Genomic DNA, 14,041 nt, shown 5'->3' with positions numbered 1-14,041 from the left:
TCGCCGCCGCCGGCCCGGCGCGTGGCTGTGTAAGGATTGCGGGCATGCGCGTCTACCTCGGCTCTGACCACGCCGGATTCGAGCTCAAGCAGCAGATCATCGACCACCTCAAGAAATCCGGGCACGAGCCGATCGATTGCGGCGCCTTCAGCTACGACGCCGAAGACGATTACCCGCCCTTCTGTATCGCCGCCGCCACACGCACGGTGGCCGACCCGGACAGTCTGGGCATCGTGCTGGGCGGGTCGGGCAACGGCGAGCAGATCGCCGCCAACAAGGTGCCCGGTGCCCGCTGCGCGCTGGCCTGGAGCGTCGAAACGGCGACGCTGGCCCGCGAGCACAACAACGCCCAACTGATCGGCATCGGCGCTCGCATGCACACCGTCGCCGAGGCCCTGGCCATCGTCGACGCCTTCTTGACCACGCCATGGTCGAAAGCCGAACGCCACCAACGGCGCATCGACATCCTCGCCGAATACGAACGCACCCACCAAGCCCCGCCGGTTCCCGGCGCGGCGGGCTGACCCCGGAAAGGTCTGCGCGTGCCCGAAGGGCATACCCTGCACCGGTTGGCCCGGCTGCACCAACGCCGGTATGCCGGCGCCCCCGTCGCGGTGTCCAGCCCACAGGGCCGCTTCGCTGATTCGGCCGCGGTGGTCGACGGCCGGGTGTTGCAGCGCACCAGCGCATGGGGCAAACACCTGTTCCACCACTACGCCGGCGGCCCGATCGTGCATGTGCACCTGGGGCTGTACGGCGCCTTCACCGAATGGGAACGTCCCGCCGACGGCCTGTTTCCCGAGGCGATCGGGCAAGTGCGGATGCGCATGATCGGCGCCGGCTACGGCACCGACCTGCGCGGCCCGACGGTGTGCGAGGTCATCGACGAGGGCCAGGTCAGCGACGTCCTGGCCAGGCTGGGTCCCGACCCGTTGCGCAGCGACGCCGATCCGTCATGGGCGTGGAAGCGGATTACCAAGTCCCGCAGACCAATTGGTGCGCTGCTGATGGACCAGACGGTGATGGCCGGGGTGGGCAACGTCTACCGCAGCGAGTTGCTCTTCCGGCACCGGATCGACCCGTTCCGGCCCGGCCGCGACGTCGGCGACGACGAGTTCGACGCGGCCTGGACCGATCTGGTCGCGCTGATGAAGGTCGGATTGCGCGGCGGGAAGATCATCGTGGTGCGCCCCGAACACGACCACGGCGCGCCGTCGTACCGGCCCGACCGGCCCCGCACCTACGTCTACCGGCGGGCCGGCGAGCCCTGCCGGGTGTCCGGCGATCCGATCCGCACGACGGTGCTAGAGGGGCGAAACGTTTTCTGGTGCCCGACCTGCCAGAAGTGACCCCGCCGGTCCCGTCCAAAGCCGCAGCCCGGGGGACGGCGCGCGGATTGGCAGGAAACTCTCAGCTCAAAACACTGGTGCCAATTGTTAGCAAAAGCAGCGATGCGGGTAAGAACGCTCCTGTGAAAACTCTTCCACGTTTGGCCGCAACGGCTCTCGCAATCGGCGGGCTGGGTTTGGCGGGCTTGGGCGTCGCAACCGAGGCGCAGGCTCACCCCGGACCCTTCCCGCAATGGTGTCCGGGTGACAACTGGGATCCGGGCTGGGGTAATAACTGGGACTGGAACCACTGCCACGACTGGCGTGGCGGACCGCCACCCGGTGACCCGTGGGGACCGCCGCCACCTCCGGGTGGCCCGTGGGGACCGCCGCCACCTCCGGGTGGCCCGTGGGGACCGCCACCACCTCCGGGTGGCCCGTGGGGGCCGCCGCCGCCTCCCGGCTGGCACCCCTGATCCGACAAGTCACCCACCCGAACGCGCCCTGCCGCTCCCGGCAGGGCGCGTTTGCGTTCCGGCGCTAGATGACTCCCAGCACGGAGTAGACCTCGTTGGACAGCACCAGGCTGCGCGGGTCCGCGTTCGCCTTGGTGGGGTCGAAGTGATTGGCCACATACGCGTAGCCGATGCGGTGCTCTAGGTCGACGAACCCGAACGAGCCGCCCAGCCCGCCGTGGCCGAAGATCCGCGGGTTGGGTCCGTTGACGCAGCGCTGGTTGAGCATGTAGCCCAGGCCCCATCCGTGGTCGGCGACCCGCGGGCCCAGCACCAGGTCGGTGTCCAGCCCGCCCTGGCAGACCCGCACCAGGTCCATGTGCTCGCGGCTGAGCACCTTCTCCTGGGCGAGCGCGTTGTAGAACGTCGCCAACCCCAGCGCCGAGACCTGCCCGTTGGTGCCGGGGAACTCGAGTTCGCGCCACAGGTTCAGGTCGTGCGAGCCGAGTTCGTCATCGGGGGCGAACCCCATCGAAATGGACAGTCCCGCCTTGGGGTGCTCGGCCAGGCTGGTGGGATAGCCGGGGGCCTTCGCCTCGGCCAGCAGGTCGCGGGCGTGCGGCTTGTGGACCCGCTCGGCGCAGCGGTGCTGCTCGCTCAGCGGCAGCCCGATATGGACGTCGGCGCCGAACGGCTCGGCGATCTCGGTGCGCAGGTATTGGCCGATGGACCGGCCCGTCACCCGGCGGAACACCTCGCCCATGATGAAACCGAAGGTCGTCATGTGGTAGCCCTGCGCGGTCCCGGGCTCCCACCAGGGCTCCGCGGCGGCCAGCTGTTCGCAGACGTAGTCCCAGTCGGCGACCTGCTCCCACCGCATCCGGGTGCGCGGGCCGATCACCCCGGACCGGTGGCTCATCACCATCGCCAGCGTGATGTCTTGTTTGCCCGCCTGGGCGAACTCGGGCCAGTAGTAAGCGACCGGAGCCTGCAGATCCAGCTCGCCGCGGTCGGCGAGCTGGTGCACGCACGTGGCCGACAGGCCCTTGGTGCCGGACAACACGGTAGTGAGGGTGTTCTGCCGCCACGGCCGGGTGCGGGCCGCGTCGGCCCAGCCACCCCACAGGTTGACGACCAGAGATCCGTCGACCCACACCGCGACAGCAGCGCCGACGTCATCGCCCAGCGTGAAATTGCGCTCGAATGCGTCGCGAACTCCGGCAAAGTCCGAGGCGCATGACCCGTGGATTGATGCGTCGGTCTTCAGGTCGCTCATGGCGCCTTTCTAACGAGCAGATAGTTAGCCCGAGCGGGCGACGGGAATCGAACCCGCGTAGCTAGTTTGGAAGACTAGGGCTCTACCATTGAGCTACGCCCGCATGTATTTAGTCGAGCGTGACTGTAGCTGGCGACGAAGATCAAATCTAATCGACGCGGTTTTGTGATCGCTCCGTGAGGTCTGCGACGTCGCTACGAAGCCCGTGGCCAACCCGGTGTTGAGGGGCCTTAGGATCATCGAGGTCAGCGCGGGGTGTAGCGCAGCTTGGTAGCGCATCCGCTTTGGGAGCGGAAGGCCGCAGGTTCAAATCCTGTCACCCCGACCAGCACGACCCGCCCGTGCCATGCGCACGACCCACCGACCGCCAACAACGAGCAAAGAACGAGCACTGAGGAGCACACCCGTGAAGAGCACCGTCGAGCAGTTGAGCCCCACCCGGGTGCGCATCAACGTGGAGGTCCCTTTCTCGGAACTCGAGCCCGACTTCCAGCGCGCCTATAAGGAGCTGGCCAAGCAGGTGCGACTGCCCGGGTTCCGGCCGGGCAAGGCGCCGGCGAAGTTGCTGGAGGCGCGCTTCGGCCGCGAGGCGATGCTCGATCAGGTCGTTAACGAGGCGCTGCCCGCGCGGTACGGGCAGGCCGTCGCCGAATCGGAGGTGCACCCGCTGGGCCAGCCCGAGATCGAGGTCACCAAGAAGGAGTACGGCGAGGAGCTGGCCTTCACTGCCGAGGTCGACGTCCGCCCCAAGCTGACACTGCCGGACCCCGGCGCGCTCAAGGTCTCGGTGGACCCGATTGAGGTCAGCGACGAGGACGTGGACGCCGAACTGCAGTCTCTGCGTGCCCGATTCGGCACCCTGACCGGGGTGGACCGCCCCGTCGCCGACGGCGACTTCGTCTCGATCGACCTGTCGGCCACCATCGACGGCGAAGAGATTCCGGGCGCCGCCGCGCAGGGCCTGTCCCACGAGGTCGGCTCGGGCCGGCTCATCGCGGGCCTGGACGAGGCGCTGGTCGGTCTGTCCGTGGACGAGCCCAAGGAGTTCACCGCGCAGCTGGCGACCGGCGAACACGCGGGCAAGGACGCCCAGGTGACCGTCACGGTCAAGTCGATCAAGGAACGTGAGCTGCCCGAGCCCGACGACGAGTTCGCACAACTGGCCAGCGAGTTCGACACCATCGAGGAGCTGAAGTCCAACCTGCGCGAGCAGGTCGGACGCACCAAGCGCGCCCAGCAGGCCGAGAACATTCGCGAGGCCGCCCTCGACACGCTGCTCGAGCAGGTCGAGGTGCCGCTACCGGAAGCCATCGTCAAGGCCCAGGTCGACAGCGCGTTGCACAACGCCCTGCACGGCCTCGACCACGACGAGTCCAAGCTCGAGGAAGTGCTGGCCCAGCAGGGCAAGTCCCGCGAGGAGTTCGAGACCGAGACGCGCACGGCGGCCGAGACGGACGTCAAACGGCAGCTGCTGCTGGACGCCCTGGCCGACGACCTGGAGGTCCAGGTCGGCCAGGACGACCTGACCGAGCGCCTGGTGGCGACGTCGCGGCAATACGGCATCGAGCCCCAGCAGCTGTTGGCCTACCTCCAGGAGAACAACCAGCTGCCGGCCATGTTCGCCGATGTGCGGCGCGCGCTGGCCATCGCCGAGGTGATCCGGGCGGCGACCGTCACCGATACCGCCGGAAACGCCATCGACACCAGTGAATTCTTCGGCAAGCGAGCGGAGGAGGCCGACAATTCAACGGAGGAGGCCGACGCAGCCGCGCCGGCCGGCGCGACGGAGGAGGCCGACAATTCAACGGAGCAGGCCGACAACTCGAATGCCGAGGCCGACGAGGACTCCGGCGAGGCCGGCGACTCCGATGAGGCCGACGCCGGGGAGTGACCGCGCCATGACGCTGTGAGCGAACGTGCCCGTTTCAGGGGTGCGTGGCCGCGAAACAGTGGGCTCGGTTGGTTAGTGTCGTGAATACGGATCTCGAGAAAGCAGGTAACCCAGTCGTGACTGACATGCGTTCAAACTCGCAGGGTCTCAACCTCACGGACTCGGTCTATGAGCGCTTGCTGTCCGAGCGCATCATCTTCCTGGGTTCGGAGGTGAGCGACGAAATCGCCAATCGGCTGTGCGCGCAGATTCTGCTGCTCGCCGCCGAGGACGCCACCAAGGACATTTCGCTCTACATCAATTCACCGGGCGGATCGATCAGCGCCGGGATGGCGATCTACGACACCATGGTGCTGGCGCCGTGCGACATTGCCACCTACGCGATGGGCATGGCCGCCTCGATGGGTGAGTTCTTGTTGGCCGCCGGCACCAAGGGCAAGCGGTACGCGTTGCCGCACGCCCGCATCCTGATGCACCAGCCGCTCGGTGGGGTGACCGGAAGCGCGGCCGACATCGCCATCCAGGCCGAGCAGTTCCACGTCATCAAGAAGGAGATGTTCCGGCTCAACGCCGAGTTCACCGGCCAGTCAATCGAACGCATCGAGGCCGACTCCGATCGCGACCGGTGGTTCACCGCGCAGGAAGCCCTGGAATACGGCTTCGTCGACCACATCATCACCCGCGCCGCACACATCACCAATGGAGAAGCCCAGTGAACCCCGAAACCCAGCCCCAGGCGCGCTACATCCTGCCCTCGTTCATCGAGCACTCCAGCTTCGGTGTCAAGGAGTCCAACCCGTATAACAAGCTGTTCGAGGAACGCATCATCTTCCTCGGCGTGCAGGTCGACGACGCGTCGGCGAACGACATCATGGCGCAGCTGCTGGTGCTCGAGTCGCTGGACCCCGACCGCGACATCACCATGTACATCAACTCGCCCGGTGGCGGATTCACCTCGCTGATGGCGATTTACGACACCATGCAGTATGTGCGCGCCGACATCCAGACGGTGTGCCTGGGTCAGGCCGCCTCTGCCGCGGCGGTGCTGCTGGCCGCCGGGACGCCAGGCAAGCGGATGGCGCTGCCCAACGCCCGGGTGCTCATCCACCAGCCCTCGCTGCAGGGTGTGATCCAGGGGCAGTTCTCCGATCTGGAGATTCAGGCCGCCGAGATCGAGCGGATGCGCACGCTGATGGAGACCACGTTGGCTCGCCACACCAATAAGGACGCCGCGGTGATCCGCAAGGACACCGACCGGGACAAGATCCTCACCGCCGAAGAGGCCAAGGACTACGGGATCATCGACACCGTCTTGGAGTACCGGAAGCTTTCGGCGCAGTCCGCCTAGCGGCTTCGGCGAAGGTCGGCGATCTCTGCGGGCCCCACCCGGCAGCATCCGCCGACGATGCGGGCCCCCGCCGCGGTCCACTGCGCCGCCAGGCCCGTGCTGAACCGCGACGGGCCGATCCACCTGTGCCGCAACGCATCCCAGCGTTCACCGCTGTTCGGGTAGACGATGACGGGCTTCCCGACGGCCACGGCGCGCGCGATCGCGGGGAGCGCGTCGTCGGGCGCGCAGCAGTTCACCCCGACCGCGACGATCTCGTCGACGCCGGCCGCCACCGCGAACGCGTCGGCCAGCGATTGCCCGGCGCGGGTCCGGTCGCCGTCGATCGTGTAGCTCAGCCAGGCTGGCTTCCCGACCGAGCGCACCAGCTCGACCAAGGCCTGCGCCTCGTCGACATCTGGCACGGTTTCGCACGCCAGCAGGTCCGCGCCGGCGTCGGCCAGGGTCTCCAGCCGCGGGCGATGCCAGCGCGCCAGGGCCGCAACCGACAGGCCGTAGCGCCCGCGGTACTCCGATCCGTCGGCCAGCGCCGCGCCGTACGGTCCGACCGAGGCGGCGACGAGCAGCCCATCGCCGCCGAATTCGTCCCGCGCCGCCTTGGCGAGCTCGACGCTGCGGCGCAACAGCCCGGCGGTCTCCCGGCGATCGAACCCGCGGGCGGCGAACCCCTCGAAGGATGCCTGGTAGCTGGCCGTGGTCGCGATCGTGGCCCCGGCGCGGAAGTAGGCGGCGTGCACGGCGGCGATGGCCCGCGGGTCGTCGGCGAGCAGCCTGGCCGACCACAACGGGTCGGACAGGTCATGGCCGCGCATTTCGAGCTCGGTGGCCAAGCCGCCGTCGAGCAGTACGGATCCGCCGGGCCATGCAAAGCCCCCCGCCAAACCCACGTCGCCACTGTAGGGTGAATTCTTGGGGGTCCGCCCAGGCCTCGCGTGATTGTTGGCGTTGGGTCGGCACCTCCACACCGAAGCAAGGTCGGAGGGGAGCCAGCCTCGGTCGCATCACAACCGCGACACGCCAAAGACACGCAAAGCGCGCCTTTCGCGAGTGACGGGCGCCGTCTGGCTATATGTTTCATCCATACGGAACAGGCATGAACTCCCGCAAATAGCATGGACGCGATTCGGCCCTTATGGTCGCCTCGGGCCCGAACAAACGGGTAGCGTCGGTGAATACATGCGGGGACAGGCAAGACCAACGGCGAACAGGAAGTAGGCCCTCAGCACCATGGCGCGCATCGGAGACGGCGGTGACCTGCTGAAGTGCTCGTTCTGCGGGAAGAGCCAGAAGCAGGTCAAGAAACTCATTGCTGGCCCCGGCGTATACATCTGCGATGAATGCATCGATCTCTGCAACGAGATCATCGAAGAGGAGCTCGCCGACGCCGACGACGTGAAGCTTGATGAACTCCCTAAGCCGGTCGAGATCCGGGAGTTCCTGGAGGGATACGTCATCGGGCAGGACACCGCCAAGCGGACGCTGGCCGTGGCCGTCTACAACCACTACAAGCGGATCCAGGCCGGTGAAAAGGGCCGGGACTCACGGCACGAGCCGGTCGAGCTGACCAAGTCCAACATCTTGATGCTCGGACCGACCGGTTGCGGCAAGACCTACCTCGCCCAGACGCTCGCCAAGATGCTCAACGTCCCGTTCGCGATCGCCGACGCCACCGCCCTGACGGAAGCCGGTTACGTCGGTGAGGACGTCGAGAACATCTTGCTCAAGCTGATCCAGGCCGCCGACTACGACGTCAAGCGTGCCGAGACCGGCATCATCTACATCGACGAGGTCGACAAGATCGCCCGCAAGAGCGAAAACCCGTCGATCACCCGCGACGTCTCCGGAGAAGGCGTCCAGCAGGCCTTGCTGAAGATCCTGGAAGGCACCCAGGCCTCGGTTCCCCCGCAGGGTGGGCGCAAGCACCCGCACCAGGAGTTCATCCAGATCGACACCACCAACGTGCTGTTCATCGTCGCCGGGGCCTTCGCGGGCCTGGAGAAGATCATCTACGAGCGCGTCGGCAAGCGCGGCCTGGGCTTCGGCGCCGAGGTGCGCTCCAAGGCCGAGATCGACACCACCGATCACTTCGCCGAAGTGATGCCCGAGGACCTGATCAAGTTCGGCCTGATCCCCGAGTTCATCGGCCGGCTCCCTGTGGTCGCGTCGGTCACCAACCTGGACCGCGAATCGCTGGTCAAGATCCTGTCCGAGCCGAAGAACGCGCTGGTCAAGCAGTACACCCGGCTCTTCGAGATGGACAATGTCGAGCTCGAGTTCACCGACGACGCCCTGGAAGCGATCGCCGACCAGGCGATCCACCGCGGCACCGGCGCCCGTGGCCTGCGGGCCATCATGGAAGAGGTCCTACTGCCGGTGATGTACGACATCCCGAGCCGCGACGACGTCGCCAAGGTCGTGGTGACCAAGGAGACCGTCCAGGACAACGTCTTGCCGACGATCGTGCCGCGCAAGCCTTCCCGTTCCGAGCGTCGGGACAAGAGCGCCTAAGTTCGTCCAGTATCCCGGCCGGCCCAATCGCCCGGCCGCCTGGCGTAGTTTTGCTGCACGCGCGACGCACGTCGACGTGACCAACGCCACAGTTTGCTGTGCTACTGATCAGTAGCACGTCGCTGACGTCGTCTTTTGGATGCCGACGCGGCCGAGATGACGACTCAGGCACGGCGATGGCGACCGGAAATAAGTGCCATAATTGATACTTCCAGTGACATCAAACCGAGACGGCCGGAAAGTCACTTTCACGGGCGTAACCTAGTTCGCGCGCAGTGTCTGTCCGGTGAGCAAAGTGGAGGGCAAAGACGTGGATCCGAACGGCAGTGGAGCCGGATCAGACTCACAGAATGGGGCTTCCCCCAACGGATCTGCCCGTCAGCGCCTCGAACAGGTCGTCATTCGCTTCGCCGGGGACTCCGGGGACGGCATGCAGCTCACCGGTGACCGCTTCACATCCGAGGCAGCGCTTTTCGGCAACGACCTCGCCACCCAGCCCAACTATCCCGCGGAGATCCGCGCCCCTGCAGGCACGCTACCCGGCGTCTCGTCCTTCCAGATTCAGATCGCCGACTACGACATCCTGACCGCTGGCGACCGGCCCGACGTCCTCGTCGCGATGAATCCCGCTGCGCTCAAAGCCAATATCGGTGACCTGCCCCGCGGTGGAATGGTGATCGCGAACTCCGATGAGTTCACAAAGCGCAACCTGACCAAGGTCGGCTACGTCACCAACCCCCTCGAGACCGACGAGTTGTCCGACTACGTGGTGCATTCCGTCGCGATGACCACGCTGACGCTCGGGGCGGTCGAGACGATCGGCGCCACGAAGAAGGACGGCCAGCGCGCCAAGAACATGTTCGCGCTGGGTCTGCTCTCGTGGATGTACGGCCGGCCGATCGAAACCAGCGAGAAGTTCATCCGGGAGAAGTTCGCCCGCAAGCCCGAGGTCGCCGAGACCAACGTGCTGGCGCTGAAGGCGGGCTGGAACTACGGCGAAACGACCGAGGCCTTCGGGACCACCTACGAGGTGTCCCGGGCGACCCTGCCGTCCGGCGAATACCGCCAGATCTCGGGCAACACCGCGCTGGCATACGGGATCGTCGCGGCCGGTCAGCTGGCGGACATTCCGGTCATGCTCGGCAGCTACCCGATCACGCCGGCCTCCGACATCCTGCACGAGCTGTCCAAGCACAAGAACTTCAACGTTATTACCTTCCAGGCCGAGGACGAGATCGGTGGCATCTGCGCGGCCATCGGCGCCTCGTATGGCGGCGCGCTGGGCGTCACCACCACCTCCGGCCCGGGCATTTCGCTCAAGTCCGAGGCGCTCGGGCTGGCCGTGATGACCGAGCTGCCGCTGCTCGTCGTCGACGTGCAACGCGGCGGGCCCTCGACCGGGCTGCCCACCAAGACCGAGCAGGCCGACCTGTTACAGGCGTTGTTCGGCCGCAACGGCGAGTCACCGGTAGCGGTGCTGGCCCCACGCTCACCCTCGGACTGCTTCGAGACCGCGCTCGAGGCGGCGCGCATCGCGGTGTCCTACCACACCCCGGTGATCGTCTTGTCCGACGGCGCGATCGCCAATGGGTCAGAGCCCTGGCGCATTCCGGACGTCAGCACGCTGCAGCGCATCACGCACACCTTCGCCAAGCCGGACGAGCCGTTCCAGCCCTACGCGCGTGACCCGGACACGCTGGCGCGGCAATTCGCCGTGCCCGGCACCCCAGGGCTCGAGCACCGCATCGGCGGCCTGGAAGCGGCGAACGGCTCCGGCAACATCTCCTACGAGCCGGTCAACCACGACCTGATGGTCCGGTTGCGCCAGGCGAAGATCGACGGGATCTCGGTGCCCGATCTTGAGGTCGACGACCCGACCGGCGACGCCGAGCTGCTGCTGATCGGCTGGGGCAGCTCCTACGGCCCGATCGGTGAGGCCTGCCGGCGCGCGCGGCGCAAGGGCATCAAGGTGGCGCACGCCCACTTGCGCTACCTCAACCCCTTCCCGGCCAATCTGGGTGAGGTGCTGCGGCGGTACCCGCAGGTGGTGGCGCCGGAAATGAACCTGGGCCAGCTGGCGTTCCTGCTGCGGGGCAAGTACCTGGTGGACGTGCAATCGGTGAGCAAGGTGCAGGGTGTCGCCTTCCTGGCCGACGAGATCGGCCGCGTCATCCGCGCCGCGCTAGGCGGGACGCTGGCCGAAGTGGAGAACGACAAGACGATGGTCGCCAAGATGGCGGCAGCAACGGTTGGAGCGGGCGCATGAGCTCAGTAATGGTTCCGGCCGGCCACAACATAGAGCGAAGCGATGACGAAGCGGTGCTCGTGACATGCGCCGCGACAATGCAGAGCGAAGCGATGAGGAGGAGCGGCGCTCGTGACTGACGTGATCGGCAACCTGGCGGGCAAAGACCTCGGTGTGACCGCGAAGTTGACCAAAAACGACGGGGTCCCCACGCTGACTCCCGAGGACCAGCCGCAGAAGTCCAAGGACTTCACCAGTGACCAAGAGGTCCGTTGGTGCCCGGGCTGCGGGGACTACGTCATCCTCAACACCATCCGCAACTTTCTGCCCGACCTCGGGCTGCGCCGCGAGAACATCGTGTTCATCAGCGGCATCGGCTGCTCGAGCCGGTTCCCGTACTACCTCGAAACCTATGGTTTCCACTCGATCCACGGCCGCGCACCGGCCATCGCCACCGGTTTGGCGCTGGCCCGCGAGGACCTCTCGGTGTGGGTGGTCACGGGTGACGGCGACGCGTTGTCGATCGGGGGTAACCACCTGATCCACGCGCTGCGCCGTAACGTCAACATCACCATCCTGCTGTTCAACAACCGGATCTACGGTCTGACCAAGGGGCAGTACTCGCCGACATCAGAGGTCGGCAAGGTCACCAAGTCGACCCCGATGGGATCGCTGGACCACCCGTTCAACCCGGTGTCGCTGGCGCTGGGCGCCGAGGCGACCTTCGTCGGTCGCGCGCTGGACTCCGACCGCAACGGACTGACCGAGGTGCTGCGCGCCGCTGCTGGGCACCGGGGCGCCGCCGTGGTTGAGATCCTGCAGGACTGCCCGATCTTCAACGACGGCTCGTTCGACGCGCTGCGAAAGGAAGGCGCCGAGGAGCGGGTCATCAACGTCCGCCAGGGCGAGCCAATTGTGTTCGGCGCCAACGGCGAATACTGCGTGGTCAAGTCGGGTTTCGGCCTGGAGGTGGCCAAGACGGCCGACGTGTCGGTCGACGAGATCGTGGTGCACGACGCGCACAGCGACAACTCGGCCTACGCCTTCGCCCTGTCCCGGTTGTCGGACCAGAACCTCGATCACACCGTGCTGGGCATCTTCCGCAACATCAGCCGGCCCACCTACGACGACGCGGCGCGCGCGCAGGTGCAGGCGGCCCAGTCGGCGAAGCCGTTCGACTCCGCCGCGCTGCAATCGCTGCTGCGCGGGCGCGACACCTGGAGCGTCGACTGACGTGGGCGACCAGATGCCCGACACAGGGAAAAAGGCCGGGTCGCTAGCGGGGATCGTGCTGGCCGGCGGTGAATCGCGGCGGATGGGCCGTGACAAGGCCACCCTGCCCGGCCCCCGCGGTGCGGCGACGCTCCTCGAATACGTCGCGGGGGTCATCGCGCAGCGCTGCGAACCCGTTTTTGTGATGGCCGCGCCGGGCCAACCATTGCCCGCGGTGCAGGCGCAGGTCGTCCGCGACGAGGTGCGCGGCCAGGGGCCGCTGCCGGCGACCGGACGCGGACTGCGGGCGGCTGCGGAGGCGGGCGCCCGGTATGCCTTCGTCTGCGCCGTCGACATGCCGTTGCTGTCCGCGGAATTGATCGACGAGCTGGTGCAGCTGGCCACCGAGACCAACGCCGAGATCGTGTTGCCGTGGGACGGTCGCAGCCACTACCTGGCTGCGGTGTACCGCACCGATCTGGCCGAGCGGATCGACGGCCTGGTGGCCGGCGGCGCCCGTTCCATGCGCGCCCTGATCGACGCCTCGGACGCACAGCAGATCGTGCTGCCGGAATCGCGCTTCCTGGCTAACGTCAACACGGAGAGAGACCTGCTCGCTCTGGCGCAGTCGCGGGGCTGACGGCGGAGCGCCGGGCGGATCGAGCCGGCGGACTCTACGTTTCGACAATTCGACGCCGCTGCCAACGCGCGCCGTAAACACGGCATTAGTTATTTCAGTATTTCTGGAATACGCACCGCGCAATTCGGCATTCCGACGACGACGTCAATGCGGAAATATTTCTTGGCTCGCCATCGTGATCTGTTGTAGCAGTGTCGATTTGAGGATCCCCTCAATAGCGTCCGGCGGTTCGGGCGGCGCACGACGCCCGGGTCCTTCGCTAAGAGCCGTAAGCCATTTCGACAAAATCGACTTTTTGAAATCGCGCGCGCCCTGTCGATTGGCATTACGCGCTTGGCGGCGCCGCGCCCGTTGCCGATGGTAAGTCCTCGGCTTTGCCGAGGCGATCGAAAGCCGTTGCCGCCGTGCGTTATTAACGAAATCTGTTGCTGAGCAAGGCAATACGGTGCGCACGCGCAATCGGCATGGAAAACATGGTCGCGGAGCGATGTATTCAGTCGAATATGCTGGCGCGCAGTAGAAGCCGATATGATCGGCGTTCTTGATCGTCGGGCTGCATGGGTGCCTTGCAGCCCGGGTGGCTTACGGTACTCTACGCCGGTTTGCGGCCGGCGCGTTCGGATCCATTGAAGCGCTGGCCAATCGGCGACAGACTGAAAATAAACGTGCGCCAGCTCACAAAACTCAGGTGATTCGGCTCACCATTCGCTTGGCTGTTCCGTTCGAGCGCTGATTCGGAACACGCCGCCATGACCTGCGCAAATGGGCGGGATACCACGGCGTGATCGGCCCGTTACCGAACCGAGATATCCGATTTCCGAAGATGACGAATGCGCCAGGGTCTTCTACGGTCCCTGTTAGCCCAGAACGGGTTACGGAAGAGTAATCAAATAATTGAATCCACGGATCCGCGTGCGAGCGGTGCCACGGACGGCGAAAGCCCGACTGTGGTCGGTGGGTAACACCCGCCGGGCAGACTTGGCCCGCCGCTACCGTGCCTGACCCAGACGGCACGTTTCAAAGCAGGCATCAACCAGACAGCTTCAGCCCACACCCGTGGGCTTGCTTTGGCGCGCGCACCGCGAAAGGAAAAAACTTGAAGAACGTCCGAAAGACGCTCATTCTTGCAGCGGTCACG

12 protein-coding genes and 2 tRNA genes are annotated in these 14,041 nt (G+C 66.4%); 11 read left to right on the top strand and 3 right to left on the bottom strand.

All coding sequences use genetic code 11. From position 1 onward, the window contains the following. Positions 1-44: 44 nt before the first annotated feature. The 3 genes from B8W69_RS27365 to B8W69_RS32400 are packed head-to-tail and all read left to right on the top strand — an operon-like array spanning position 45 to position 1,804. Positions 45-524, top strand: coding sequence for a ribose-5-phosphate isomerase (locus B8W69_RS27365; protein ID WP_085292836.1), 480 nt, complete (start codon positions 45-47; stop codon positions 522-524). Positions 525-542: 18 nt separating this feature from the next. Then, positions 543-1,349, top strand: a complete 807-nt coding sequence (locus tag B8W69_RS27360) for an Fpg/Nei family DNA glycosylase (RefSeq protein WP_085292819.1) — start codon at positions 543-545, stop codon at positions 1,347-1,349. Then, positions 1,328-1,804 (top strand): Mtp family mycobacterial-type pilin, encoded by a 477-nt coding sequence (locus tag B8W69_RS32400; protein WP_500684408.1) that lies wholly within the window; start codon positions 1,328-1,330, stop codon positions 1,802-1,804. The genes B8W69_RS27360 and B8W69_RS32400 overlap by 22 nt, the downstream gene beginning before the upstream one ends. 64 nt (positions 1,805-1,868) lie before the next feature. Here B8W69_RS32400 and B8W69_RS27350 read toward each other — a convergent pair whose 3' ends face one another. Together B8W69_RS27350 and B8W69_RS27345 are read right to left on the bottom strand one after the other, a co-directional pair. Then, positions 1,869-3,059, bottom strand: coding sequence for a serine hydrolase domain-containing protein (locus B8W69_RS27350; RefSeq protein ID WP_085292818.1), 1,191 nt, complete (start codon positions 3,057-3,059; stop codon positions 1,869-1,871). A gap of 32 nt (positions 3,060-3,091) precedes the next feature. After that, positions 3,092-3,162, bottom strand: a tRNA-Gly gene (locus B8W69_RS27345). A gap of 148 nt (positions 3,163-3,310) precedes the next feature. Here B8W69_RS27345 and B8W69_RS27340 point away from each other — a divergent pair. The 4 genes from B8W69_RS27340 (at position 3,311) to clpP2 (ending at position 6,298) form a co-directional block, all read left to right on the top strand. Continuing rightward, positions 3,311-3,387 (top strand) — tRNA-Pro (locus tag B8W69_RS27340). Positions 3,388-3,465: 78 nt separating this feature from the next. After that, positions 3,466-4,950 (top strand): trigger factor, encoded by a 1,485-nt coding sequence (gene tig, locus B8W69_RS27335; protein WP_085292817.1) that lies wholly within the window; start codon positions 3,466-3,468, stop codon positions 4,948-4,950. Between the two features lie 125 nt (positions 4,951-5,075). Next, complete coding sequence (gene clpP1, locus B8W69_RS27330) at positions 5,076-5,666, top strand: ATP-dependent CLP protease proteolytic subunit ClpP1 (protein ID WP_065030766.1); 591 nt, start codon at positions 5,076-5,078, stop codon at positions 5,664-5,666. After that, the gene (gene clpP2 / locus B8W69_RS27325) at positions 5,663-6,298 is read left to right on the top strand and encodes an ATP-dependent CLP protease proteolytic subunit ClpP2 (RefSeq protein ID WP_085292816.1); all 636 of its coding nucleotides are present in this window, start codon (positions 5,663-5,665) and stop codon (positions 6,296-6,298) included. The genes clpP1 and clpP2 overlap by 4 nt, the downstream gene beginning before the upstream one ends. Here the strand turns inward: clpP2 and mmuM are convergent. Further along, positions 6,295-7,185: a homocysteine S-methyltransferase gene (mmuM, locus tag B8W69_RS27320; RefSeq protein WP_085292815.1), complete on the bottom strand. Its 891-nt coding sequence runs from the start codon at positions 7,183-7,185 to the stop codon at positions 6,295-6,297. The two genes, clpP2 and mmuM, sit on opposite strands and share 4 nt — an antisense overlap. A 340-nt stretch (positions 7,186-7,525) precedes the next feature. On the opposite strand from mmuM, the gene clpX reads away from it, so the two are divergent. The 4 genes from clpX to mobA all read left to right on the top strand — a co-directional run bounded on the left by clpX (position 7,526) and on the right by mobA (position 12,903). Continuing rightward, positions 7,526-8,806, top strand: a complete 1,281-nt coding sequence (gene clpX / locus B8W69_RS27315) for an ATP-dependent Clp protease ATP-binding subunit ClpX (protein ID WP_064878398.1) — start codon at positions 7,526-7,528, stop codon at positions 8,804-8,806. 310 nt (positions 8,807-9,116) lie between these two features. Further along, complete coding sequence (locus B8W69_RS27310) at positions 9,117-11,072, top strand: 2-oxoacid:acceptor oxidoreductase subunit alpha (RefSeq protein WP_110882078.1); 1,956 nt, start codon at positions 9,117-9,119, stop codon at positions 11,070-11,072. Positions 11,073-11,183: 111 nt separating this feature from the next. Beyond that, positions 11,184-12,284: a 2-oxoacid:ferredoxin oxidoreductase subunit beta gene (locus B8W69_RS27305; RefSeq protein WP_085292814.1), complete on the top strand. Its 1,101-nt coding sequence runs from the start codon at positions 11,184-11,186 to the stop codon at positions 12,282-12,284. A 13-nt stretch (positions 12,285-12,297) separates the two neighbouring features. After that, the gene (gene mobA / locus B8W69_RS27300) at positions 12,298-12,903 is read left to right on the top strand and encodes a molybdenum cofactor guanylyltransferase (protein ID WP_085292833.1); all 606 of its coding nucleotides are present in this window, start codon (positions 12,298-12,300) and stop codon (positions 12,901-12,903) included. Positions 12,904-14,041: the final 1,138 nt, after the last annotated feature.

Origin of the sequence: Mycolicibacterium vulneris, from assembly GCF_002104765.1 — a bacterium.
In the GTDB taxonomy this organism is placed as follows: domain Bacteria; phylum Actinomycetota; class Actinomycetes; order Mycobacteriales; family Mycobacteriaceae; genus Mycobacterium; species Mycobacterium vulneris.
This window is presented reverse-complemented; position numbering and strand designations above follow the sequence as displayed.

Excerpts from the sequence above, each read along its gene's own strand:
- B8W69_RS27365 (WP_085292836.1), top strand. The coding sequence starts at position 45 with ATGCGCGTCTACCTCGGCTCTGACCACGCCGGATTCGAGCTCAAGCAG.
- B8W69_RS27350 (WP_085292818.1), bottom strand. The coding sequence starts at position 3,059 with ATGAGCGACCTGAAGACCGACGCATCAATCCACGGGTCATGCGCCTCG.
- clpP1 (WP_065030766.1), top strand. The coding sequence starts at position 5,076 with ATGCGTTCAAACTCGCAGGGTCTCAACCTCACGGACTCGGTCTATGAG.
- clpX (WP_064878398.1), top strand. The coding sequence starts at position 7,526 with ATGGCGCGCATCGGAGACGGCGGTGACCTGCTGAAGTGCTCGTTCTGC.
- mobA (WP_085292833.1), top strand. The coding sequence starts at position 12,298 with ATGCCCGACACAGGGAAAAAGGCCGGGTCGCTAGCGGGGATCGTGCTG.